Origin of the sequence: Parablautia muri (genome assembly GCF_009917485.1) — a bacterium.
In the GTDB taxonomy this organism is placed as follows: Bacteria; Bacillota; Clostridia; order Lachnospirales; family Lachnospiraceae; genus Suilimivivens; species Suilimivivens muri.
This window is the reverse complement of record NZ_QZDT01000005.1, coordinates 42,256-66,762: the sequence shown is the minus strand read 5'-3', so window position 1 is coordinate 66,762 and position 24,507 is coordinate 42,256. Positions and strand designations below refer to the sequence as shown.

Sequence of the window (24,507 nt, the reverse complement as noted above, 5' to 3'; positions counted from 1 at the left end):
TTCCAAACCGCTTGCGGCGAGAGGCATGATTTCCTCTGGGCCCAATTTAGATGTTCTTGGGGGATTTGCAGCAAATGCAGGGTCCTGGGCTGAATCGTTACGGAACAGGCACAGCCGTCAGGGGGCAAGTTTTGCGCTTGTCTGAAAGAATTGTCTGAAAGCTTAAAGAAGGAAAAGGAGAGAAAACATGGGATGTACATTAAAGCCGGAAGAAATTAAAAAGGTAAAAGCGCTGGGCTTTTTACACAATAAAGGGACGGATTTGTTTAATGGCCGTATTATCACAGTCAACGGCAAGATTACCGCCGCGCAGACAAAGGTGATTGCCGAGGCGGCGGAAAAATTTGGAAACGGGGATGTGGAGTTTACTACCCGTCTGACGGTCGAAGTGAGGGGGATTCCTTATAACGATATTGAGCCTTTCCGTGAGTATGTGGCTAAGGCTGGGCTGGAAACCGGAGGCACAGGCTCGGTGGTACGGCCGGTGGTATCCTGTAAGGGCACTACATGCCAGTATGGCTTATATGATACCTTTGCTTTATCCGAAAAGATACATGAACGTTTTTACAAAGGATATCATACGGTTAAACTGCCTCATAAGTTTAAAATTGCAACCGGCGGATGTCCTAACAACTGCGTAAAGCCGGATTTGAACGATTTGGGAATTGTAGGCCAGCTTGTTCCGAATTTAGATGAGGACATGTGTAATGGCTGCAAGAAATGCCAGGTACAGGCCACATGCCCTATGGGAGCCGCTAAGCTGGAAGATGGAGAGATTGACATTGATAAGGAGCTGTGCAACAATTGCGGCCGCTGTATAGAAAAATGTCCTTTTGACGCCATTCCGGGGGGCATGACAGGTTTCCGTATTTACATAGGCGGAAGGTGGGGCAAAAAGGTAGCCCATGCAAAGCCTTTATCTAAGGTGTTTACCGATGAAAATGAAGTGTTAGATACGGTGGAGAAGGCGATTTTACTATTCCGGGAGCAGGGAAAGACCGGAGAGCGTTTTGCAGACACCATTACAAGAATCGGTTTTGAGGAAGTGGAAAAACAGCTTTTATCAGACGAAATTTTACAGAGAAAGCAGGCGATTTTAGACGCCAATCTGCATGTAACAGGCGGGGCAACCTGCTAGAGTATGTTTGAAAATTCATTCCTGCTTCAAACAGGTGCGAAGTCTTTTAAACAGGGTCGCAGGATATGCGGCCCTGTTTTTAGTACAATAAGCCTGCTGGCGAAGCATGACAGCGTTTGCTGCAATAAGTCTGCTGGCGAAGCGTGGCAGCGTTTATCACAATACGCTTGCTCACGAAGCATGGCAGCGTTTGCTGCAATAAGTCTGCTGGCGAAGCATATGACAGCGTTTATGACAATAAACCGGCTTACGAAGCATGACAGCGTTTGCCGGATAAAAGCAAGAAAGAAGGAGAGACGAAACTGTATGAGGTTTGGTTTTTTAGGAATAAATTATAAAAAAGCCCAGCTGGACATCAGAGACAGGGTTTCCTTTACCGACACAATGAAGCTGGATTTTTTTCAAAGGGCGGAAGGTTTAGGGGTGAGCCAGTCCATGGTGCTGTCCACCTGTAACCGCAGCGAAGTATATTTTGTGTATGAGAAGGAAGAACAGGCGAAGGGGATGGGCCGGGTTTATGAGGGCATGTTTCCGGAGCTAAATTTAAAGGAATACTTAAACAATCTTTCAGGACAGGAGGCAATGGCTTATCTGTTCCGGGTCACGGCAGGGTTGGAATCCCTGGTGCTTGGAGAAGATCAGATCCTTGGACAGGTCCAGGAGGCGCTGGATTATTCCAAAACCATGGGCTTTAGCGGCAAAGAATTAAACCGGATTGTCAGAGACGCCGTCACATGCGCAAAAAGGATGAAATCAGAGCTGAAAATCAGTGAGAAGCCTTTATCGGTCAGCTATATTGGAATCCGTCAGCTGGACAGAGTCTGCGGGATTGCGGGAAAAAGGGTTTTGGTGATTGGCAGTGGGAAAACAGCAACACTTGCATTGAAATATCTCAGTGAATATGAGACAGAAAGCATAACCGCATGCAGCAGAACCTATATGCATGCGAAGCGCCTGAAGGAGGAGTTTTCCCAGATTCATATTATACCCTATGAGGAACGGTATCAGAGAATGGCTCAGTGCCACATTGTAATTTCCGCCACAGCTTCTCCCCACCTGACCGTGCGGAGGGATGCTTTCAAGCCCAGGCAGCCGATAACCTTTTTGGATTTGGCATCTCCCAGGGACATTGATACGGAATTTGACCGGGAGCTGCAGGCAACGCTCATCAATTTGGACGCTTTGCAGGAAATTGCGGAGGAGAATTGGAGGGAGCGGGAGAGGCTTGCTAAGGAAGGCGGGAAAATTGTGGAGGAGGCCCTAAAGGAGACGGATATGTGGCTGCGCCAAAGCAGGATGGACTCTGCAATTGAATCCCTGCAGCACAGATGCAGCGGGATTGTGGAGGACAGCTACCAGTATCTGAACCGAAAGATGGAGCTAAGCCTACGGGAGCAAAAGCTTCTTAAAAAAGTGCTGCATGCATCTTTGCAGCGGCTTTTAAGGGAGCCCATAAAAGAGCTGAAACGTCTTGGCATAGAACAAGAACAGGAGGAATATAAGCGCTTGATAGAGCAATTATTTCAATTTGAAAAGGATGGACAAGGTTGAGCGGACGAATCCTGTTCCAGCCGGTCAAACGCTGCCACGCTCCGCGAGCCGGCTTATAGCACCAAACACTGCTACGCACGGCGAGCCGGTTTATAGCAATAAACGCTGCTGCACTTCGCGAGCCGGCTTATAGTGTCCAACAATGCCACGGTTTGCAGGACAGCTTATTGTAATGACAATGGAGATGAAAGGTTCGGAGGCGGAGGTGTAAACCTTCTGTTTGCAATGGCACGAAAAAGGCAGTCCTGCCATATGAAAATATACTGCTATTGAGAGGTATGAGTATGGAATATAGAATCGGCACAAGAGGTTCCCGGCTGGCGCTTTCACAGGCTGAGTATGTACGGGAGAGATTACAAGGGGCATATCCGGAAGATGCATTTACCGTTCAGGTGATCAAGACCAGAGGGGATATGATTTTGGATAAGCCTTTGCACCAGATAGGGGATAAAGGCGTATTCGTAAAGGAGATTGAGGAAAAGCTTCTTTTGGGAGAAATCCATATTGGCGTACACAGCATGAAAGATATGCCATCTGCGGCGGCAGAAGGACTTACCTTTGCCAGGGCATGGAAAAGAGAGGACTACAGGGATGTGCTTATTTTACGGGAGGGGGCATCTTTAGAGGACCTGCCCAAAGGCGCTGTTATCGGCACCGGAAGCCGGCGCAGGGAGTTCCAGTTAAAGCGCCTTAGGCCGGATATCAAAGTAGTGGGGATCAGAGGCAATGTGGACACCCGACTGAAAAAGATGGAAGAAGAAAAATTAGACGGCCTTGTGCTGGCGGCTGCCGGTTTAAAACGGCTGGGAATGGAAGATAGAATCACCCGGTACCTGGAAGTGGAGGAAATGATTCCGGCTCCGGCCCAGGGAATCCTTGGGCTTGAAATCCTGGAAAGCAATACGGGGCTTTTGGAAATGTTAAACAGGTTAAGCGATAAGGAGACGGTTGAGGCGGTCAAAGCGGAACGGGGCTTTTTACAGGAAATGGGCGGCAGCTGCCATATACCGGCAGGGGCAGTGTGCAGAAATATGAATAACCACGGCCTGTGTCTGGATGTTATGTACGGAAATGAAACCGGTTCTAGACAGGCTTATGCAAAAGTATGGGGTGATGAACCGGATATGCTTTCCAAAAAAGCGGCGGTGTCTATCCGTAGACAGATAGCCGGAAAGGTTTATTTGGTTGGCGCCGGCCCGGGGGATGCGGGCCTTATTACGGTAAAGGGATTAAAAGCCATCCGGGAGGCGGCATGCATTATTTATGACAGATTAGCCGCACCGGAATTGCTAAAGGAGGCAAAAGCGGACTGTGAAATAATTTACGCAGGAAAAGCCAGAGATGCCCACACCATGAAACAGGAGGAGATCAACCGTCTGCTGGTGAAAAAGAGCATGGAATATGAGAGGATAGTCCGATTAAAGGGGGGCGATGCCTATGTATTTGGGCGGGGCGGAGAGGAAGGAATTTACCTGCAGGAGGCGGGTGTGCCTTTTGAGGTGATTCCCGGTATCAGTTCAGCCATTGCAGGGCCAGAATACGCGGGAATACCGGTTACCCACCGGGGGATAGTCCAAGGATTCCATGTGGTAACCGCCCATAACAGCAAGGACACACTTTCGGAGATTGATTTTGAGGCATTGGCCAAGGAGAAGGAAACCTGCGTATTTTTAATGGGACTTAGTAAGGTGGATGAAATTGCCCGCAGATTGATAGAAGCCGGAAAACCTTCCTCTGCCATGGCTGCCGTAATTTCAAAGGCAACAACCCCTAAACAGAGGACTTGTGTTTCCGACCTGTCCCATATAGGCGGGAAAGTAAAAGAGGCAGGATTGACATCGCCGGCTGTGATTGTGGTGGGAGATGTGGTTTGTCTGCGGGATAAGCTGGATTATTTTGAAAAAAAGCCTTTGTTTGGAAAAAAATATCTGATTCCTAAAATAGGGGCTAAAACCACCGGATTAAAAGAACTGCTGCAGGAAAAGGGAGCGGATGTAACGGAAATCCAGGTGGGGGAGATTGTGAAAAAGAAAAAAATCTTTTCGGCCGAACAGCTAAAAAGTGTGGATTGGCTTCTTTTTACCAGCAAAAACGGGGTGGAGGCCGCCTTTTTAAACTTTGTGGAAAGCGGGCTGGATTTGCGAAGCCTTGGAGGGTGCCGTATTGGAGTGATTGGCGCAAAAAGCGCGGAGGCTTTGCAGGCTTACGGGATATATGCAGACTTGCTCCCGGCTGATTTTAACAGTGACGGACTTGTGGAGGCGCTGAAACCCTATCTTACAGGAAAGGAGAAGGTCTGGTACTTTAAGGCGGAAAATGCGGATGGACATTTGAAAGAGGCGCTAGAGGCCTTTTGCCGGTTTGAGGAAATCGTAGTGTATGAAAATTGTGGAGTGGAGGTAGATTTAGGAGACTTAGAGCCGCTTGCAGAGTATAATGGAATTTTATTTACCTGTGCATCCAGTGTAAAGCGTCTGATGGAGGCACTGCATACCAGGAGAAACGCTTTGCCGGAACATGGAAATGAAAAAACCGAAAAATCAGAAAAATCTGAAAAGGAAGAAAAGACAGGCGAAAACAAAAGGGGGTGCAATATATACAGCATTGGTCCTAAAACAACAGCCTGCCTGAAATCCTGCGGGAGGGAGCTTGAAGGCATTGAAAATATATGGGAGGCCAGACAGGCATCCTATGAGGGATTAGCGGAATTATGTGTAGCTACAAGCGCCTCCCAAAGAGAACCTATTTATAGTCCATTAAGCCCCCAGCAGAGCTGAGGAGAGCGGAGTAAGCAGTAGCGCTACCTAAAGTATCAAAATAAAACCTCCATGTTATCATAGATTTGAGTTTGGACAACCTAATCTATGAAAAACAGGAGGTATCCATAAAGGATAATCAGATGTTAGCACATACGAAGTATAATTGCACGTACCATATTGTTTTTATTCCAAAATACTGAAGGAAAGTAATGGTATGTAATGAGAAAGAAGATAAATAGGTGTTTAATCTTGGAGGGAATCAGCATGTTAATAGAGTTAAGGGCGAAAAACTGTTTTTCGTTTTCAGATGAGATTAGATTTTCTACAAAAGCAGATATGAGAAATAAAAAGTTCTCATCCAATGTCCATACAGAGAATAATTTTAATATTTTGAAAACAGTAGGAATCTATGGTCCAAATAACGCAGGTAAGACATGCCTGGTAAAATGTATCCGCAGTGCCAAGAATATTTTATTAAACCAGAGACCCCGTATCATGTCCAATATTTTTCAAGAAAGTGCAATATGCCAGCTGGGTATTACATTTTTGGAGGAGGGCAGAGAGTTTTCCTATGATTTTGGGCAAAGTTTGCTTCCAGGATTGATATTGTCAACATGAATAATATCCCTTTAAAACGTACCATCAACCTCATGAAAAATCAAAATGATCTTCAAAGGAAAGTCGTGGAGTTCATCAAGAATTCTGATCTGTATATGAATGATTTTGAATATGCGGATATGGATAAGATTCGCGTAAAAATGGATTCTGACGAGGAAAAACCGGAGGAAAAGGCTCTTGATATCCCCGAGCAGATTATGGATCAGATCCGACTGGTATCCGTTTATAGAGGGGGGGGGTGCGATCCCCAGTGTACTTTTTGACTCTACGGGAACAAAAAAGATCGCTGCCCTTGCAAGTTATATCATAGAGGGAATTGAACAGGGCAGAATTCTTGTTGTGGACGAACTGGACAGCAGCATTCACTTTAAATTGACCAGAGCGATAGTTGCCATGTTTAATAATGAACTGAATACCGATGCACAGATGATATTTACTGTACATGATATCAACTTGATGGATTGCAAAAAAATGTTCCGCAAAGAACAGATTTGGTTTGTTCATAAGGATGATACAGGCATTTATGTTTATTCCAGACATATCCCTCGCTCGGAAGCAGGATTTCTCCTGTTATGCCCGAAAAAAGCATGCAGACCTTATTCATTTATGAAGCCTCCCGCACTTATCTCCTGTACATTTAAGACGCCTGATCCGGTACCATTCCTTTCCTCCGCCAGCTGCTTTGTGGACACGCTTCCTGTGGTCCCTGGGTTTAAGCCGGCCCCCACAGCAGGGGCAGATACTTTCTTCTTTACTGGTTATTAAAAATGTTTTTTTCCTCATTGTATTCCACTTCATATCCTGATATAATGACCATTGTTTTTATATAGTTCCAGGTACACTCAGCTATGTCAAAAGTAAGTGTTCTGGCGCTTTCTCTTTCTATAGACTGATGACATTATATCGGTTCATTCCGTGACAATCAATCAGATTAATTTGAAGACAAGATAAATGGGAAGCAACAATAATAACCATTGTTTTAATAATAGTTCCTGGATGCCTGGCTCTGCAAAAGTAGGTTTCCAGAAACCTTTCTTTCTCTAAGATAATGTCATTATATTGAGTAATTCTGTGACAGGCAACCAGAGTAATTTGAGGTCAGAAAAAATGGGTAGCAACAGTAATGCTCTGTAAAGGCATCCGGTGATTTACAGCGGACACAATCCACATGACAGTAGGTATAGACGAAGTCTACCCATTTCTGGCTCCGCCAGGAGAGGATATAAGACAAAGTACAAAACCATTATTTTACGGAGCTGTTTTTCTATGAATATCACGGACGGTATTTTTCTTTTGAGATCCAGAATATCCGTGCTGAGCAGTGGGAGAACCGTGATCTGATGCAGGATCTGAAGGATATCCGTAACGGGATTTAGATTGTACATGCTTCCGACATGGAAAAACGGAATCCAGAAAACAAAAGGGAAAGGAGACAACAGCTGCGGGAATCTGCGGTCAGGCGTCTGGAAAAAAGCTGGTGGAGAATGGATATGAAAGTCTGGGAAAATACAGCGTAGACCAACGCCATGCGGATAAATGGCTGGATCAGGAGCGGATGATAGAACTGGAACGACTGCGTAAGGAAAAAGAAAAGGAGAGAAAAGAACAGCCGGTACAATTAAGTCTGTTTGATATGGAACTTTTATAAGATGCAAGAAGGATTGCTGGGAGTTGCAGTAGATTTTTCATTCCAGTATCCTTTTGGCTCATTCATCTGAGATATGAAATTAAAAATTCCTTGAAAAATAAGGAAATAACACTTGACTAAATAGGGAGGCAGACAGAACATGAATGTAATCATACTTGGTTCTGGAGGGTGTGTTAGCATGCTAAGGGCATGTTGTAACTGTCGTGTATGTACAGAAGCGCGGCAGAAAGGATTTCCTTATATTTCCTTATGTAAGAACGGGATGCAGTCTGTTTATTGAAGACGCGAATATATTGATTGATACATCGGAAGATATCAATGCTGCATTGAATAATTCCGACATACAGAAAGTTGAATATATTTTATACAGCCATTGTGCTCTCGATCATACAATGGGAATGCGTGTGATTGAACAATTGAAAATGGATTGGCTTGCCGATTCCCTGGGAAAGAAACCGGACAATCCGATAGAAATTGCTTCTTTACCTGCCATTCTTGAAGATATTAAAAAGCAGTGTACAAAGTATGGTTCAGCTATTGAATACTATGAGGCAAGGAGGCTTGTATATACAAAAGAAATTCGTGTTTTTAAAAAAGACAATATTTTGATAGAGTTGGTTCCTGCAGATGAACAGGAACATGTGGCAATTTTTATTATTTCTTCAAACAGCCAAAAGATAATTTATGCCCCATGTGATGTAAAGCCGTTTCCAAAGTCAGAGAAATTTCAAGATGTAGATGTTTTAGTCATTGGCAATACAATCGTCGGGGACATATTAAAAGATGGCTTTGTATTAAATGAAGACAACCCGCTGCGAAAAGAATTATTTACTTTAGACGAAATTGATATGATACGGAAACAGTATGGAATCAAAAGAGTTATTATTACACATTTAGAGGAGGACTGGGGGAAATCATATGATGATTATAGAGAATTGGAGAGAGAACTGAATTTAATATATTTTGCATATGACGGGTTGAAAATAAGGCTGTAAGCGGGGGCAGGACTGGTTTTTCAGAACAGGGAGTAGTTTTCAATCTTTCTTCTGCTTTATTGCAGCCTATCCGTAAAAAGTAGCCTGCATAGGTGCATACATTAATGTTTTATGTTCTGGACGGACCTATCATAGAAGGTGGCGAGGAGATGGAAACAGTGATAAAACATTTCCTTGCTTCCGGCATGACAATGAAAGAAATTTCTGTGAAAATGGATGTTTCCATTCAGAATTTAACAAAACTTTTAAACAGCTAATATATGGTTGCATGAATAAATAGGCCAAGATTTACGGAGGGAATAGAATGGTACTTTTGGTGGTCGATACTCAAAATCTGATTATGAATAATGACTTATATGAATTTCAGACCCTGGTATATCGGATCAGAACATTGATAGATAAGGCACGCAATAATAATATAGAAGTTATTTATGTCAGGCATGATGATGGCATCGGACAGAAATTGACGAAAGGCACATTGGGTTATGAAATATACGAGGAATTCCAGCCAATGTCAGATGAGCGTATTTTCGATAAAAATGTAAATAGTGCATTTAAAGGTACAAGATTATTAGATTACCTACATGAAAAGGGCGAAGATACAATTATTATTGTTGGACTGCAAACAGACTACTGCATAGATGCAACGGTAAAATGCGGCTTTGAGCATGGCTTTAAAATGATTGTCCCAGCAAATACAAACAGTACGGTTGATAATTCATATATGTCAGCCGAAAGTTCCTATAAATATTATAATGAATTCATGTGGAATGGAAGATATGCAGAATGTATCTCATTTGAAAAAACGCTTGAATTATTTTCTTTTTCATTCCATCCTTCCTATATCATTAATTAATGTGTTTTATATCCTATATTATTTTGCAGAATATTTATATGAAATTAAATTTTACAATTTGTATTCGATATGCTGTCTGAATGACTGAAAAAATTTATACATCAAAAATGTATATTTATGGGATCGTTTTCACCGGATACATAATTCCGAAAATAGAGTATAAAAACTAAAATACTCCTTCATAGTCCGCTGATTTCATTTTACAGCTTCCGTCCAGTTTCTTAAATTCTCCGTAACCAACAAAATGTAGTCCACATTTTTCCATAACATGACCCGAAGCTATATTTGGCTCGGCATGACTTGAAGAAAAATGTGTTGCACCTAAATTTTTACGTGCAAACTCTATCATTGCTTTAGCAGCTTCTGTTGCATATCCCTTTCCCCAACAATCATAACACAAATTATATCCAAATCCCCAATATCCATTTTTTTCTGCCGTTCCGATATCCCCGCTTCCTATCAGTTTTCCATCCGATAACCGTTCAAATCCAAAATGATATGTACTTGTATCTTTTTCTACAAATGCAAGCCATTCTCTAACCTGATTAATGCTTGTATAGGTTGTATAAACCATATAGCGTGAAACTCTTTCATCGCTGACCCATTCAAAAACCTCATTGGCATCAGCAACCGTTAAAGACCGAAGCAAAAGACGCTCTGTTTTTAGCTTAATATTATGCATACTGTCCTCCATACAAATTTATTTGACATTGACATCAAAAAATAAAATACCACAATAACACACATTTCAACTTTTGTATCTTTTTTCTGTCTTGTTTTTTCACGACAAACTGGAAGGTGTATGATTATTGATATTCTGTCCTGATGGTGAAATGTTCGGGAAAATCAAAAATACTTGTTTTCAGAAATATGGGATAGAAATACTCCTCCTGTAAACGTTCAAAGGCAAGCCACTCAAAATCATGTATGTGGTGACCTTCATGAAGTGTAAAACGTTCTCCTCTTTCCAATAGCCCTGTTTCGGAAACATCCATCAGATAATAGATACAGATTTCATGGTAATGCAGTTTGTCAACATCTTCGGTGAAAAAGCCTTGATTCAGCCATAAAGGACGAATGATCTTAGGTGTGATATTCAGTTCCTCTTTAACTTCCCTAACCACTGCGTGTTCTGCGGTCTCGCCCATCTGAACTCGTCCCCCAGGCAAATAAAAGTATGGAGAACGCTCATCGTGCATTGCCAAAATTTTATTGTTGGCGGTAATGATAGCGCAGACCCTATAATTAAACTTATCCTGTTCAGAAACATAAGTAATATCCATTGAGCTTTCCTCCGAAAATTCCGATTGTGATTTGATGGTTTTTCAGGTCAATATTAGCTGTTATATTTTGTTTTAGCAGTTCACTTTGCGGTAGGATACACCACTAATAGTATTATAACACATTTCAAAAAATCAGGTAACATTTTCTGGAATTTTGTTATTTTTCGCTGGCTGGCCCATAGACAGCTTGGAAAAAACAAATATTTCAAAAGGAATCCTTTGAAAAACGTTACGCATTTATGTGTGTGCGCTTAGGTGAGGCTCTTTCGAACCTGGTGTCTGCTGCGTTTTACAGGACGAAAGCGGGTGGCGCCTTTATATTTGTTTTTCCAAGCGTCCTCCGGACAACGTATGAAAAGTAACTCTTGGGCGACTGAAAAGTAAGGATCAAATTTGCAGATTGTTGACAGCTTGGAGGATTATGGAGTATCATGAATTGAAAACAGAAACAAAGGTTAGCGCCGGAAGGAAATAGGATGTTACCGGAACAATTTTTAAATAGAATGAAGAACCTGCTAGGAGAGGAGTACGCAGATTTTCTGGCAAGTTATGACAGGCCGAATTTCCAGTCTCTGCGGGTCAATCTGCTAAAGGGAGGGGAAGAAGACCTTACAAAAAAAGTAAATTTCCTAAAAGATAAAGTGCCCTGGGCGGAAGGCGGCTATTATTATGGGAACGAAGCCCGGCCGGGCAGACACCCTTTCCATGAGGCGGGAGTCTATTACATACAGGAGGCAAGCGCCATGGCGCCGGCCGCCTTCTTAGCGCCCCGTCCGGGGGAGCGGGTTTTGGATTTGTGCGCGGCTCCGGGAGGAAAAAGCACGCAGCTTGCAGGTGCTATGAGGGGAAAGGGCCTGCTTGTATGCAATGAAATCCATCCCCAAAGAGCTAAAATTCTGTCGGGAAATATAGAGAGAATGGGCATTGGAAATGCCCTTGTCATTAACCATGAGCCAGCCTATCTGGCAAAACGCTTCCCAGCATATTTTGATAAAATTTTAGTGGACGCCCCCTGCTCCGGTGAGGGGATGTTCCGCAAAAGCCAGGAGGCGATAGCTGAATGGAGTCCGGAAAATATAGAAATGTGCGCCCAGAGACAGAGAGATATTCTTGAAAGCGCAGCTGTTATGCTTCGGGCCGGCGGCAGACTGGTTTATTCTACCTGTACCTTCGCGCCCGAGGAGGACGAAGGTACCATAAGCAGTTTTTTGAAAAAACATCCTGAATTTTACCTGGAAGAAGTAGAGAAATATCCGGGTATGACGGGGGGAATGTCATCCGTTCAGGAAACGGATAGGGAGGGAATGGACAAGACCGTAAGACTGTGGCCTTACAAATTAAAAGGGGAAGGTCATTTTGTGGCATGTCTGAAAAAAGAAGACGAAGCTAAGGATGGCGCCCTGGAACTAGGCATAGAGGAAAAAGGGATTTCACTGAAAGAATGTAAAGAATGGGAGGTCTTTCAAGACCAATATCTGAAAGTGCCCTTAAGTGGCTTTTATATAAAATTTGGGGAACAACTGTATCTCTTGCCGGAGAAAATGCCGCTTTTAGCAGGACTTAAAGTGTTAAGGCCGGGACTACATCTGGGCGCCTTTAAAAAAAACCGGTTTGAGCCTGCCCATGGACTGGCGCTTTTTTTAAAGCCAAAGGAAGTGAAAAATACATTGGATTTATCCCTGCAAGAAGCATCTTCCTATCTTTCGGGACAAACCCTTTTAAAAGAGGGAGAAAAAGGCTGGTACTTAATCAGCGTGGAGGGTTACAGCCTTGGCTGGGGGAAACTTTCAGGCGGCGTAATGAAGAATCATTATCCTAAGGGGTTGCGTCTGTGTTTATAGCTTGCAGACGGCGGAAAGGCATGTGGTTAATATGAAGAAAAGACGAGTCGTGATGATGCTTGTGCTTGCCCTGATGCTGACAGGCTGCAAAGGGCAAAATAAAAATGAAAATATAAGAGCCGGCATGGAGGCTGTGGAGGCGCTTGATTATGACAGCGCGCTTGCAAGCTTTGAAGCAGCTAAGGAGGCAGGAGAAGACGAACGTCTTTTGTATAGAGGGGAAGGGATTGCCTACATGGGAAAAACCATGTATGCGGAGGCAGCCGAGGCTTTTGAAAAAGCCCTTTCCTTAAGCGATGGCAGAGTAAACAGTATGGATTATGACATTAATTACTATTTGGCCGTTGCCTACTGCAAACAAGGGGAAACCGACAAGGCAATTAATGTGTACAATGCGATTACCGCCCTTAAGAGCGAGGAAAAAGACGCTTATTATCTGCGGGGGGTTTTGTATGCACAGCAGGGGAACTTAGACAAAGCAAAGGAGGATTTTGACAAGACCATAAGCCTTGGCAAAAATGATTACGACAGGCTGATTGACATTTACAATGTTTTAGCTTCAGGAGGGTACAGGGAAACCGGACAGGAGTATTTGCAGTCCGCCATGGATGCAGGAACCAAGAACATGACGAATTTTGAAAAAGGCCGTATCTGCTACTATTTGCAGGACTATGAAAATGCAAGGACTTATCTGGAAAAGGCCCGTGGGGAAAGCGGATATGAGGCGGTGCTCTTTTTAGGAAAGACCTATGAAACATTGGGAGATAATAACTATGCAATCAGCGTATACAATAGTTTCTTAGAAGGCAGCGGACCTAACGCGGAGGTTTTAAACCAGCTGGGACTTTGCAAAATGCAGACAGGAGACTATGAGGGGGCTCTTGCCAATTTCCAGTCGGCAATGAACATAGAAGATAACGGCATGATGCAGACCCTTAAGATGAATGAGATTGTCGCTTATGAACGGCTTGGCGAATATCAAAGCGCGGCATCGCTGATGGAGAGCTATCTGAAAAGCTATCCGAATGATGAGGAGGCCAAACGGGAATCTATCTTCCTGCAGACAAGATAAAAGATTTACCGAAAAGATAATCAGTCTAAGCGGCGCTGAAGCAGGAAGGACGAAACATCACCTGAGAATAAGATGCAAAGCGTCAGGAAAAGATTGGGAGGGCGAAAATGCAGGCGGAAGAAGTAATTGCAAAGGTAGCACAGCTGTGCTGGAAATATTCTGCAGAGCAGGGAATACTATTTGGATCCAGGGCGAAAGGGACGGCTCTTGCAAGGAGCGATATTGATATTGCAGTTTCCGGTGTGGATGATTTTTTTGCATTTCAGGAGGAAGTGGAAAATCTGCCAACGCTTTTTTCCGTGGATATTGTGGACATGGATACCTGCACGAATCCATTGCTGCTAGAGGAGATTAGAAAATATGGAAAGAAAATTTATGAGAAGGTTCCAGTCCTATAAACGTTCCTTAGAAGCGCTTTCGGAAGCCAGAAACAGGGATATGAGCGATTCTTTTGTGCTTAGCGGAACAAGTGCAAAATTTAGTATTACCTTTGACCTTGCATGGAAAACAATGAAGGACATTTTGGTTGAATATTATGCGATTATGGATTTTGTTTCCGGTTCTCCCCGGGAGGTTTTGAAAAAGGCGTTTCAGACAGGGATGATTACAGGGGATGAATGGATGGAAATGTTGGAAATTCGAAACAGGCTGATTCACGATTATGAGGGAGAGATTGTGAAGGAGTATTGCCGGAGGATTATAAAAATTTATATCGGGAAATTTACTGAATTTCAGCTGTGGGTGGAAAGCATTTCAGATAAATAAAAATTACTTTAGAGAGCGTTTGGCTTAACCAATGTAAGCTGACACCTAAGTTTCAGGGGTTGGCAAGAAGGGAGGATTATGATGATCAATCAACTGATTACAAAAATCAAGACTACAGGAGCGCCTATTGTGGTGGGGTTAGACCCTATGCTGAAATTTGTTCCGGAGCATATTAAGAAAAATGCTTTTGCGGAATTTGGCGAGAGCCTTGAGGGAGCCGGAGAAGCAATCTGGCAGTACAACAAAGAGATTGTAGATTATATCTATGATATGGTGCCGGCGGTAAAGCCTCAGATTGCCATGTATGAACAGTTTGGGATTCCGGGCCTTTTGGCCTTCAAAAAGACGGTGGACTACTGTAAGCAAAAAGGCCTGATTGTGATTGGCGACATCAAGAGAGGAGATATCGGGTCCACCTCCGAAGCCTATGCGGTGGGCCATTTAGGTAAGGTGACGGTGGGAAATAAATCTTATTATGGTTTTGATGAAGATTTTGCAACCATCAACCCTTATCTTGGTTCAGACGGGGTGAAGCCTTTTATTAAGGTCTGTAAAGAAGAAAAGAAAGGATTGTTCATTTTGGTGAAAACCTCCAACCCAAGCAGCGGTGAGTTTCAGGACCGTCTGGTAAAGGCACAGGTGCCATTGGATGGACAGGCTGCGGGACTAAAGACTTCTGGGGACAGGCCGCTATACGAGATTGTAGGAGAGCAGGTTGCTAAATGGGGAGAAGAACATATGGGCGATTCCTACAGCTATATTGGAGCAGTAGTGGGAGCCACTTATCCTGAAATGGGTATGGTGCTCAGGAAAATCATGCCTAAAAGCTATATTTTGGTACCTGGCTATGGAGCCCAGGGCGGAACAGGAAAAGATCTTGTTCCTTTCTTCAATGAAGATGGGCTTGGGGCAATTATAAATTCTTCCAGAGGTATTATTGCGGCTTACCAACAGGAAAAATATGCTTCTTTTGGGCCGGAGCGCTTTGGTGAAGCTTCAAGGGCAGCGGTTGAGGATATGAAGGAGGATCTTGCACAGGCTTTAAACAGCAGATAAAAATGCCAACCGCTTTTTTAACCGGTTTATAAAAGGTAGCAGCGTTTGCCGCCCTGCCCGGCTGAGATAAAGTAAAAGTAAATAAAGATTAAGAAATCCTTTATTTTATATTAAATAAATTAATTAACCCCTTTGATATGCTATAATCTGCTAATATGTAACAGCTTATAAGCAAAGGATGAGATGGGGAATGGGATTGGAGTTTATCGACATATCCAGGGAGGAAGGTGAAAGGGTCCGTGCCAACGGTACAACAGGCAGCAGGAGAGAGCCTGGCGGAGGAAGGCCACGGCCAGTTAGACAGGAAACTTCCCGGACAATCAGATATGAAAATCAAAGGGCACGAAGAAGCGAAGTGCAAAGACAAGTACCTGCCCAAACGCAAAGAGCAAGACGGACAAGACCTGCAGGTGAAAGAATGTATTCTGAGGCGGAGGAGCGAAGGAGGGAATATAACGCCCGAAACCGCAACGGCAATCGCCTTCAAAATGAAAATCGCAGCCGCGACAATAACCGCAGAAACGGCGGCCGTGAACGCAGCAGAAATTACGCCGGTTATAATAACCCAGGTGGAAATGTGGTAAGAAGACCCCGGCCAGTGGATCCAAGGGTTCAAAGGGAGCGAATGCGCAGGCGCAAAATACAGAGACAAAGGGTGATGGCAGCCAAAATGACTGTTTTGCTGGGGTTTGTGCTTGTGATTTTTTTTACAGGTTTTACGCTCTATAAGCTTATTGGCGATTTTACAAAGTCAAATGAGCCGCAGCAGACTTTTAATTCCTATACCCCTACGGTGGAGAGACGTGAGGTAATTAAAGCCAATGAAACAAATAAGCCAATCATCACGGAAGATTTTCTGACAATTAACGAGTACTCAAGACCGGGAGAGAAGCTTGGCAAGGTTAAAAATATCTTTGTACATTACACGGCTAATCAAGGAACAAGTGCGGCTCAGAACAGAAGTTACTTTGAAAATCTGGGCATTACAGGGGAGACATCCGCAAGCGCTCATTTTGTTATCGGATATGAAGGAGAAATCATACAGTGTATTCCGCTTGATGAGATAGCCTATGCGGTAGTGCAGCGCAACTATGATTCCATTTCTATTGAGTGCTGCTATTTGTCAGAGGACGGTAAATTTACAGATGAAACCTACCAGTCATTGCTCAGATTATCTGCCTGGCTTCTAAAAGAATATAAACTGGCGCCGGATGATATGAGACGGCATTATGATGAAGGCGGAAAAAAATGTCCCCTGTATTATGTAGAACATGAGGAGGCCTGGGAAAAATTTCTCTCTGATTTAGAGCAACATATTATGAAGAATCAGGTATAAAATAATCAATAGAAAAGTGTAAAAAAGTCGTCTGCTTGTTTTTTAGGTGAGCAGACGACTTTTTCACATGGAAACATTCATCGAAAGCTGAACAGTTACCGAGATTGTAACGATTCGGCCAGAACTGTGCATTTACTGCACAGACCGTGAGAATATGATTAGGGAGTGCAAAAATGGAGTTTGCATGTAACAGTTCAGCAAGGCTGAACTGTTACACGAAATTGATAAAGTTATGTCTAATACTGTTGACATAAGATAAAGTTTGTTGTAGAATCATAACATATGTTATATAAAAGGGGTGATATATGTGGCAAGAAAAGAAACAATTAGTAGAGAGGACATTGTACAAGCAGCATTTGTCATATTACAGGAGGAAGGGATAGAACAGGTGACAGCCAGAAAGCTGGCGGCGAAAGCCAACTGTTCTACCCAGCCTATCTTCCGTGTTTTCAAAAATATGGATGAGCTGGCAGCGGAATTATTTGAAAAAGCATGTGATTTTTTCAAAGATTTTTATGTGGATTTTCCGAGACAATCGGTAACACCTTTCGTAACTCTGGGACAGGCATATATTAAGTTTGCCGGCGTACATAAAAAACTATTTGAGTTCATTTTTCTGTCTCCGGAGCGCTTTGGCAGGAGCATGTATGATTTGGTGAATGGCAAAGAAGGGTTTGTGAGCAGGGAAATACAGGCGGCTAAATCCCAGGGATGTAAAAATGCCAGTGAAATGTTCATGAAAATGTGGATTTTTATCCACGGCGCTGCCTGCATGACATTGACAGGGGACTATGACCTTTCAGATGATGAGACAATGCAGCTTTTGAAAACATCCTACCAGTCATTCAGATAAATTTTTCACACAACAAATTTGTAATGTATTGATGAGATTGGGGGATTGGAATGGAACAGCAGGAAGTTGACATCATCACTAGAATGAATGATAAATTTATGAAAATGAGCAAGGGTCACAGAGCCATTGCCGCTTATATTTCTGACCATTATGATCAGGCTGTGTTTATGACAGCCGCTAAGCTGGGGGAAACAGTGGGCGTCAGTGAGTCAACGGTGGTGCGCTTCGCCGCCGGATTAGGCTATGCAGGTTATCCGGAGTTTCAGGATGCGTTAGAAGAATGGGTAAAAAGCAAGCTGAATTCTGTGCAGAAGATTGGTGCAAAGTATGGAAAAAGTACCCATTCGGAGCTGCTTAATTCCGTGCTTAGCGCAGACATTGAGAAGATTCAGGACACAATTGTAAATTTAGACGCGGTTGCCTTTGGAGCGGCAGTGGATATTATCCTTGGGGCAAGAACGATTTATCTCATTGGTGTTAGAAGCTGCGAGCCGCTTGCTGATTTTTTGCATTTTTATTTAAATATGATTCGTGGAAGTATTGTTCTGGTAAAAACAACCAGTGTTACGGAAATATTTGAACAGATGATACGGGTTGATGGCAGGGATGCGGTTATTGGCATTAGTTTTCCGAGATATTCCATGCGTACCTTAAAAGCAATCGAATTTGCAAATGACAGAAATGCAAAAATAATTACAATAACAGACAGTATCCATTCCCCCATGAATTTATATTCTTCCTGTAATTTATTGGCAAGGAGTGATATGGTTTCCATTGTAGATTCTCTTGTGGCGCCTTTGAGTGTAATCAATGCATTGGTGGTGGCGCTATGTTTAAAACAGCCTGAGGTGGTAAAGAAAAATTTGGAAACATTAGAAGAAGTGTGGAACAATTACCAGGTTTATTTAAACGATGAGATAAATTTCATAGATGGGGATCCAATGCTGCATTATCCGCTGATGAAAAAAGAGGAACTATAAAGTTTGGAAGTCAACTTTGAAAGTCAACTTTGAAAGGATACTGCTCTGGCAATATGGGAGTACATATGAAACGCATTATTATAGTGGGCGGCGGGGCTGCAGGAATGATGGCGGCTGTGGGGGCGGCCGGAGAGGGCGCCCAGGTGACACTGCTTGAACAGAATGAAAAGACAGGGAAAAAAATTTTTATAACAGGAAAGGGCAGATGTAACTTGACCAATGCCTGTGAAAGGGATGCTTTTTTTGAACATGTGGTAAGCAATCAGAAATTTTTGTACAGTGCTTTTTCAAAGCTGGACAATGATTCTACCATGGCATTTTTTGAGAAAGCCGGTTGTAAATTGAAAAAAGAACGGGGGGAGAGAATATTTCCTGTTTCTGACCATGCCTATGATGTGACAAATGCTTTAAACAGGCAGATGGAAAAGAAGCAGGTTAAAGTGTGCCTGAAAACCTGTGTGAAAGAAATTTTGACAAAATCTTTAAAGGAAGAGGCGTTTGATGCCGGTGATAAACAAAGAGATACTTCAAAATATGTAACCGGCGTAAGACTTACGGATGGACGTGTGCTTTCGGCGGATGCAGTGATCCTTGCAACCGGCGGAAGGACTTATGAGTCCACCGGTTCTACCGGTGACGGATACCGTTTCGCTAAGGAAATGGGACATACCATTCAGGATATTAAACCGGCCCTGGTACCTTTTACGGTTCAGGAGAGTTGGTGCATGGAAATGCAGGGACTTTCCCTTAAAAATGTATCTGTTTTACTGAAAAACGGAAAGAAAAAAATTTATGCAGGCTTTGGGGAAATGCTTTTTACCCATTTTGGTGTAAGCGGCCCCTTAATTTTAAGCGCCAGCAGCTATTATGCCAAAAAATACTATGGAATGCCCGTGGAGCTTTGTATTGATTTAAAGCCTGCTCTATCCGGAGAGCAGCTCAACGCGCGTCTTCTACGTGACTTTGAAGAAAACAAAAACCGACAGTTTAAAAATGTCCTGGAAGGCCTGCTCCCGTCCAAAATGATTCCCGTGATGGTGAAGCTTACCGGAATCATGCCGGAAAAAAAGGCAAATGAAATCACCAGGCAGGAGAGAAATAATTTAATTGAATGTCTGAAAAATCTCACTTTGACAGTGACAGGAACCAGAGGCTTTGAGGAAGCGATTATAACCCAGGGCGGAATTAAAATAAAAGAAGTGAACCCATCCACCATGGAATCCAAATTTGTAAGCGGCCTTTATTTTGCAGGGGAAGTGCTTGACCTGGATGCCATGACCGGAGGCTTCAATTTACAGATAGCATGGTCCACAGGATATCTGGCAGGGGTGAGTGCGGCCCACGCGCATTCCGTGAGAACATGATTCAGGTGTGAGGGGCGATTTTTGCGAAGCAAAACTTGGAATATCGCCCCGAATGTTACTATGAGCGGCTTCCAGGCCGTGAATAGTAACATTATTATAGAACCTTAAAATGGTCAATGGACACTTGGCACAGAAAACAGTTCGTGTTATGATAAATACAATGATAGTAGCAGTTCAGCCTTTGGCCGAACTGTTACTGAATCCAGCCATTAGAAGTTCGCCTTTGGCGAAGGGCCGGATTCACTCTCGGTAAAATTCAGGCTTTCTTACGGACTTTGCAGTAAATGCAAAGTCCTAGGCTGAATTGTTACCAATGATAACAGATTATGATAAAAAGGATTGAACAGGAAAATGGAAGTGTTGCTTGCAAAGAGCGCTGGTTTTTGCTTTGGTGTAAAGCGGGCTGTGGAAAATGTTTATGAGCAGCTTGGCACCCATAAGAAAATCTATACCTATGGCCCGATTATTCACAATGAGCAGGTAGTGGCAGATTTAGAAAAACGTGGCGTTACAGTGATAGAAAATGAAAATGAGATAGCCGGCATTAAGGAAGGGGCAGTGGTGATTCGCTCCCATGGCGTCCCCAAAAGGATTTACCGCCTGATTGAAGAAAATGGATTGGAATGCATTGACGCTACCTGTCCTTTTGTAAAAAGGATACACAGGATCGTTGCGGAAGAAAGCCGCAGGGGCAAACAAATCATCATTATTGGCAATGCAGGGCACCCTGAAGTGGAGGGAATCATGGGCTGGTCTTCGGCGCCGGCAGCAGTGATTGGAACCGTCAGCGAAGCGGAAAGCTTTGAAGCGGATGCCGAAAAGCCAATGTGTATCGTATCTCAGACGACATTTAACTACAACAAATTTCAAGAATTAGTTGAAATTATTCAAAAAAAAGGTTATAATGTTAACGTTGTGAATACAATCTGTAATGCGACAGAAGAACGACAGGCGGAAGCTGGAGAAATTTCAGCCAAGGCCGATGCAATGATAGTAATAGGTGGCAAGAATAGTTCTAATACGCAGAAGCTCTACGAGATATGTGCTAAGAAGTGTGAGGCTACGTATTTTATACAAACACTGGAAGATTTGCATTTGGAATTGCCTAAAACGGCCGCTCTGGTGGGTATTACTGCGGGGGCTTCCACCCCCAACAATATAATTGAGGAGGTTCAAAATCATGTCAGAGTTAACTTTTGAACAAATGTTGGAAGAATCATTAAAGACGATACATGCAGGAGAGGTAGTAGAAGGCACAGTCATTGATGTTAAGCCTGAAGAAATCATACTTAACATTGGATATAAATCTGATGGCATTTTGACAAGATATGAATATACCAACGAGCCTAATGTAGACTTGACGACTGTAGTTAAGCCGGGAGATACCATGGAAGTGAAAGTCCTTAAAGTAAACGATGGAGAAGGACAGGTTATCTTAACTTATAAGAGACTCGCTGTTGACCGTGGAAATAAGAGAATCGAAGAAGCTTTTAACAATAAAGAAGTGCTTACGGCTAAGGTTGCACAGGTGCTTGACGGCGGCTTGAGTGTAATTGTTGATGAGATTAGAATTTTCATTCCGGCAAGTCTCGTATCTGATGTGTATGAAAAGGATCTGACCAAATATGCGGGTCAGGAAATTAAGTTTGTAATCAGCGAATACAATCCTAAGAGAAGAAGATATATTGGTGACCGTAAACAACTGCTTGTTGCAGAAAAAGCAGAAATGCAGAGAAAACTGCTTGAGAGCATCCAGATTGGCGATGTAATGGAAGGTGTTGTCAAAAATGTAACTGACTTTGGTGCGTTCATTGATATCGGTGGAGCGGACGGGCTTTTACATATTTCCGAAATGTCCTGGGGACGCGTTGAGAATCCTAAAAAGGTATTTAAAGTTGGCGATAAGGTAAGAGTTTTCATTAAAGATATTTCTGGTACAAAGATTGCGCTCAGTCTCAAATTTGAGGATGAGAATCCATGGAAGGATGCGGCTGAGAGATATGCAGTGGGGAATGAAGTGACCGGTAAAGTTGCCAGAATGACAGATTTCGGTGCTTTCATTGAGCTGGAAGTTGGCGTGGATGCGTTGCTTCATGTATCACAGATTTCCAGAGAACACATTGAAAAGCCTTCCGATGTATTGAAAGTTGGACAGGAAATTACGGCAAAAGTAGTTGATTTTAACAGTGATGACAAAAAAATCAGCTTGAGCATAAAAGCGCTTTTAGCAGCAGAGCCTGAAGAAGCAGATGAAGCAGAGGGCGCGGCAGCAGAAATCGGAAATGAGGAATAATGTGTAAGTAAAAAGGGGGAACGAATTTGCGATGACTACGGCATATGATTATGAAAAATTTAAGAGTGCGGTGCTCACTTTGACCAAAATTGATCTAAATGCCTACAAAGAAAAGCAGATGAAACGCAGAATTGACTCATTGATTGCCAAGAATGGTGTGAAAGGATATGAGCCATATGTGCAGCTTATCAAGACAGACAAGGGGAAGTTTGAAGAATTTATTAACTTTCTGACGATTAATGTTTCTGAGTTTTACAGAAATCCTGACCAGTGGAAATTATTAGAAAATCAAATTATACCGGAATTAATAACCAAGTTTGGAAAGAATTTGAAGATTTGGAGCGCTGCCTGCTCTACAGGTGATGAACCGTATTCTCTTGTAATGGCATTATCAAGGCACATTCCGCTTAATCAGATTCGTATTACAGCTACGGATTTGGATAAGCAGGTTATTGCAAAAGCAAAAGTAGGACTTTACAGCGCAAAAAGCATTGCTGCGGTTCCGGATGATTTAAAGAAAAAGTATTTTACCAAGATAGGTCTTTCCTATCAGATATCCAATGAGATTAAGTCCAGAGTTGAATTTAAGGAGCATAATCTTTTAGATAACAATTACGCCAGAGGGTATCATATGATAGTCTGCCGTAACGTGTTGATCTATTTTACAGAGGAAGCCAAGGATGAAGTGTTTAAGAAGTTTTACAATTCATTAGCTCCAGGCGGAATCCTCTTTATCGGAAGTACAGAGCAGATTATTAATTACAGAGAGATTGGCTATAATAGAAAAAATTCTTTCTATTATGAGCACCCTGCTAATTAAAACTCCTGATAGTTCAAGCGGTAGTAAAAAAGGGACAGAATGGTTTGCATTCTGTCCCTTTTTTCTGGGAGTGATGAACCAGGCGGCTGCGAAGCAGACATTTAGCGAATGCCGCACGTCTTAAAAATTCCCTTTACATTACTCTTGAAGCGCCATTATGTTTAATATATGGCTTGCATAATCTGAAAATAGCTGCCGGTTTTTCTTAATATCGTCTGTAAGTTCGAAGAATAAATCCTTACTTTTATATTCCCGTTTAAAAAAGGGTTCTACAAGCACTTTCCACTGGGGAAGATAGCTGGATAATTTTCTGGTATAGCAGTTGGAGGCGGTTGCCTGCTGTCTGTAATCCCGGTCCACAAAAGAGGAGATTGATTTATGTAGTGCCATATCTTCTGTGGGAAGATAATAATAGTCTTTATAATTTGCATAAAAGTATTTAAGCTCCTCCTCATAAATAGGAACGATTAAAATACCCTCATAGCCTTCCCCTTTAAAGTGGCACCCTTTACCCATAAAGGCAATGGGAACCGGAAGCGGGGAGGCAAAGACCAATTGAAGCACGAGTTCTTTTCGTGGAACGCCGTGAATATCATTGTAATAATTGGCCTGTACCTTTCTGGCTTTGAGACTGCTGTTAAACAGATCATAGTAGGACAGAATAGGAAGAATTTCCAACATTCCCTTTAAATCGTCTGAGTTGTGAAAAAGCAGGGTACGATAAAGGTTGTAGTCGTGAGAGAAGGTAAATTCTCTGTAAACCTGTACCAGCTCGCCGCCACTGTAAGTATCCTCACGCTTAATACCGAGAAACTGTTCCACTGTTTTCAGCTTGCAATCAGGAAGTTTTAAGAAATTTTTGTAGGGCGCTATGCGGCGATAAATATCAAGCCCAGCCATATTTCCAAAATTGCAGGGAATGTCGTATTTTTCAGCCTTATGCATCAAAAAGGGCAAATCAAAGGTATTACCATTATAATGGACAAGATAAGTGTATTTTGAGGCGAAGGACAAAAAGGATTTTATCAGTTCGCATTCCTCATCGGGAGTCTGCGCAAACCACTGTCTTACAATCCAATTATGCTCTGCATAAAAAGCACAGCCAATTAAATACACTGCAGAACTGGAGGACAAAAAGCCGGTAGTTTCTATATCTAAAAATAAAATTTGTTCTAGGGGAGTTAAAAGTTCCAATGGATATTTTAAGCTAAAATTACCGAGAATGATTTCTTCTGTTTTCATGGAAGCCTCCTGTCAATAAGCCCATTTGAGCTATAAT

At 42.7% G+C, this 24,507-nt stretch carries 24 protein-coding genes and 2 pseudogenes; 22 read left to right on the top strand and 4 right to left on the bottom strand.

Annotation, left to right across the window (positions count from 1 at the left end):
• Positions 1–187: 187 nt before the first annotated feature.
• From D5281_RS05100 to D5281_RS27150, 5 genes and pseudogenes are all read left to right on the top strand, one after another.
• Positions 188–1,138 (top strand): 4Fe-4S dicluster domain-containing protein, encoded by a 951-nt coding sequence (locus tag D5281_RS05100; protein ID WP_160559062.1) that lies wholly within the window; start codon positions 188–190, stop codon positions 1,136–1,138.
• Positions 1,139–1,357: 219 nt separating this feature from the next.
• A complete protein-coding gene (hemA, locus tag D5281_RS05095) occupies positions 1,358–2,689 on the top strand; it encodes a glutamyl-tRNA reductase (protein WP_277935181.1) in 1,332 nt (443 codons plus the stop codon).
• Between the two features lie 284 nt (positions 2,690–2,973).
• A complete protein-coding gene (gene hemC / locus D5281_RS05090; RefSeq protein ID WP_160559061.1) occupies positions 2,974–5,466 on the top strand; it encodes a hydroxymethylbilane synthase in 2,493 nt (830 codons plus the stop codon).
• A 201-nt stretch (positions 5,467–5,667) separates the two neighbouring features.
• Entirely contained in the window at positions 5,668–6,066 is a 399-nt protein-coding gene (locus tag D5281_RS25450) for an AAA family ATPase (RefSeq protein ID WP_277935180.1), read from the top strand.
• A gap of 177 nt (positions 6,067–6,243) precedes the next feature.
• A pseudogene (locus D5281_RS27150) lies at positions 6,244–6,516 on the top strand (AAA family ATPase); the annotation flags it as partial.
• A gap of 150 nt (positions 6,517–6,666) precedes the next feature.
• Here D5281_RS27150 and D5281_RS27145 read toward each other — a convergent pair.
• Complete coding sequence (locus tag D5281_RS27145) at positions 6,667–6,849, bottom strand: DUF6431 domain-containing protein (RefSeq protein ID WP_408637262.1); 183 nt, start codon at positions 6,847–6,849, stop codon at positions 6,667–6,669.
• Between the two features lie 694 nt (positions 6,850–7,543).
• On the opposite strand from D5281_RS27145, the gene D5281_RS05080 reads away from it, so the two are divergent.
• From D5281_RS05080 to D5281_RS05060, 4 genes and pseudogenes are all read left to right on the top strand, one after another.
• Positions 7,544–7,714, top strand: coding sequence for a hypothetical protein (locus tag D5281_RS05080; protein WP_160559060.1), 171 nt, complete (start codon positions 7,544–7,546; stop codon positions 7,712–7,714).
• A 203-nt stretch (positions 7,715–7,917) separates the two neighbouring features.
• On the top strand, positions 7,918–8,709 hold the full coding sequence (locus D5281_RS05075; RefSeq protein ID WP_330584844.1) for an MBL fold metallo-hydrolase: 792 nt from the start codon (positions 7,918–7,920) through the stop codon (positions 8,707–8,709).
• Positions 8,710–8,810: 101 nt separating this feature from the next.
• Positions 8,811–8,966, top strand: a pseudogene (locus tag D5281_RS05065) (glyoxalase); the annotation flags it as partial.
• Positions 8,967–9,013: 47 nt separating this feature from the next.
• A complete protein-coding gene (locus D5281_RS05060; protein ID WP_160559058.1) occupies positions 9,014–9,565 on the top strand; it encodes a cysteine hydrolase family protein in 552 nt (183 codons plus the stop codon).
• A 166-nt stretch (positions 9,566–9,731) separates the two neighbouring features.
• On the opposite strand, the gene D5281_RS05055 is transcribed toward D5281_RS05060, so the two are convergent.
• Both D5281_RS05055 and D5281_RS05050 read right to left on the bottom strand, forming a co-directional pair.
• Positions 9,732–10,247, bottom strand: coding sequence for a GNAT family N-acetyltransferase (locus D5281_RS05055; protein WP_160559057.1), 516 nt, complete (start codon positions 10,245–10,247; stop codon positions 9,732–9,734).
• A 124-nt stretch (positions 10,248–10,371) separates the two neighbouring features.
• A complete protein-coding gene (locus tag D5281_RS05050; protein ID WP_160559056.1) occupies positions 10,372–10,848 on the bottom strand; it encodes an NUDIX hydrolase in 477 nt (158 codons plus the stop codon).
• Positions 10,849–11,324: 476 nt separating this feature from the next.
• Here D5281_RS05050 and D5281_RS05045 point away from each other — a divergent pair, with 476 nt between their 5' ends.
• From D5281_RS05045 to D5281_RS04985, 13 genes are all read left to right on the top strand, one after another.
• Positions 11,325–12,689: an RsmF rRNA methyltransferase first C-terminal domain-containing protein gene (locus D5281_RS05045; RefSeq protein WP_160559055.1), complete on the top strand. Its 1,365-nt coding sequence runs from the start codon at positions 11,325–11,327 to the stop codon at positions 12,687–12,689.
• Positions 12,690–12,720: 31 nt separating this feature from the next.
• Positions 12,721–13,761, top strand: coding sequence for a tetratricopeptide repeat protein (locus D5281_RS05040; protein ID WP_160559054.1), 1,041 nt, complete (start codon positions 12,721–12,723; stop codon positions 13,759–13,761).
• 107 nt (positions 13,762–13,868) lie between these two features.
• Positions 13,869–14,159 (top strand): nucleotidyltransferase family protein, encoded by a 291-nt coding sequence (locus D5281_RS05035; protein WP_160559053.1) that lies wholly within the window; start codon positions 13,869–13,871, stop codon positions 14,157–14,159.
• On the top strand, positions 14,122–14,526 hold the full coding sequence (locus D5281_RS05030; RefSeq protein ID WP_160559052.1) for an HI0074 family nucleotidyltransferase substrate-binding subunit: 405 nt from the start codon (positions 14,122–14,124) through the stop codon (positions 14,524–14,526). Before D5281_RS05035 ends, D5281_RS05030 begins: the two co-directional genes overlap by 38 nt.
• Positions 14,527–14,607: 81 nt before the next feature.
• Positions 14,608–15,582 (top strand): orotidine-5'-phosphate decarboxylase, encoded by a 975-nt coding sequence (gene pyrF / locus D5281_RS05025; RefSeq protein ID WP_160559142.1) that lies wholly within the window; start codon positions 14,608–14,610, stop codon positions 15,580–15,582.
• 227 nt (positions 15,583–15,809) lie between these two features.
• Positions 15,810–16,166, top strand: coding sequence for a hypothetical protein (locus D5281_RS05020; protein ID WP_160559051.1), 357 nt, complete (start codon positions 15,810–15,812; stop codon positions 16,164–16,166).
• A gap of 74 nt (positions 16,167–16,240) precedes the next feature.
• Positions 16,241–16,918 (top strand): peptidoglycan recognition protein family protein, encoded by a 678-nt coding sequence (locus D5281_RS05015; protein WP_277935195.1) that lies wholly within the window; start codon positions 16,241–16,243, stop codon positions 16,916–16,918.
• A 307-nt stretch (positions 16,919–17,225) separates the two neighbouring features.
• Positions 17,226–17,771, top strand: a complete 546-nt coding sequence (locus tag D5281_RS05010) for a TetR/AcrR family transcriptional regulator (protein ID WP_330584842.1) — start codon at positions 17,226–17,228, stop codon at positions 17,769–17,771.
• Positions 17,772–17,821: 50 nt separating this feature from the next.
• On the top strand, positions 17,822–18,751 hold the full coding sequence (locus D5281_RS05005) for a MurR/RpiR family transcriptional regulator (protein ID WP_160559050.1): 930 nt from the start codon (positions 17,822–17,824) through the stop codon (positions 18,749–18,751).
• Between the two features lie 53 nt (positions 18,752–18,804).
• The gene (locus D5281_RS05000) at positions 18,805–20,115 is read left to right on the top strand and encodes a BaiN/RdsA family NAD(P)/FAD-dependent oxidoreductase (protein ID WP_277935178.1); all 1,311 of its coding nucleotides are present in this window, start codon (positions 18,805–18,807) and stop codon (positions 20,113–20,115) included.
• A 351-nt stretch (positions 20,116–20,466) separates the two neighbouring features.
• Positions 20,467–21,315 (top strand): 4-hydroxy-3-methylbut-2-enyl diphosphate reductase, encoded by an 849-nt coding sequence (gene ispH, locus D5281_RS04995; RefSeq protein WP_160559048.1) that lies wholly within the window; start codon positions 20,467–20,469, stop codon positions 21,313–21,315.
• Positions 21,296–22,408: a 30S ribosomal protein S1 gene (gene rpsA, locus D5281_RS04990; RefSeq protein WP_160559047.1), complete on the top strand. Its 1,113-nt coding sequence runs from the start codon at positions 21,296–21,298 to the stop codon at positions 22,406–22,408. Before ispH ends, rpsA begins: the two co-directional genes overlap by 20 nt.
• 31 nt (positions 22,409–22,439) lie before the next feature.
• Positions 22,440–23,228: a CheR family methyltransferase gene (locus D5281_RS04985; RefSeq protein WP_160559046.1), complete on the top strand. Its 789-nt coding sequence runs from the start codon at positions 22,440–22,442 to the stop codon at positions 23,226–23,228.
• A 138-nt stretch (positions 23,229–23,366) separates the two neighbouring features.
• Here D5281_RS04985 and D5281_RS04980 read toward each other — a convergent pair whose 3' ends face one another.
• Positions 23,367–24,470: a ribonuclease H-like domain-containing protein gene (locus D5281_RS04980; RefSeq protein WP_160559045.1), complete on the bottom strand. Its 1,104-nt coding sequence runs from the start codon at positions 24,468–24,470 to the stop codon at positions 23,367–23,369.
• Positions 24,471–24,507 lie beyond the last annotated feature (37 nt).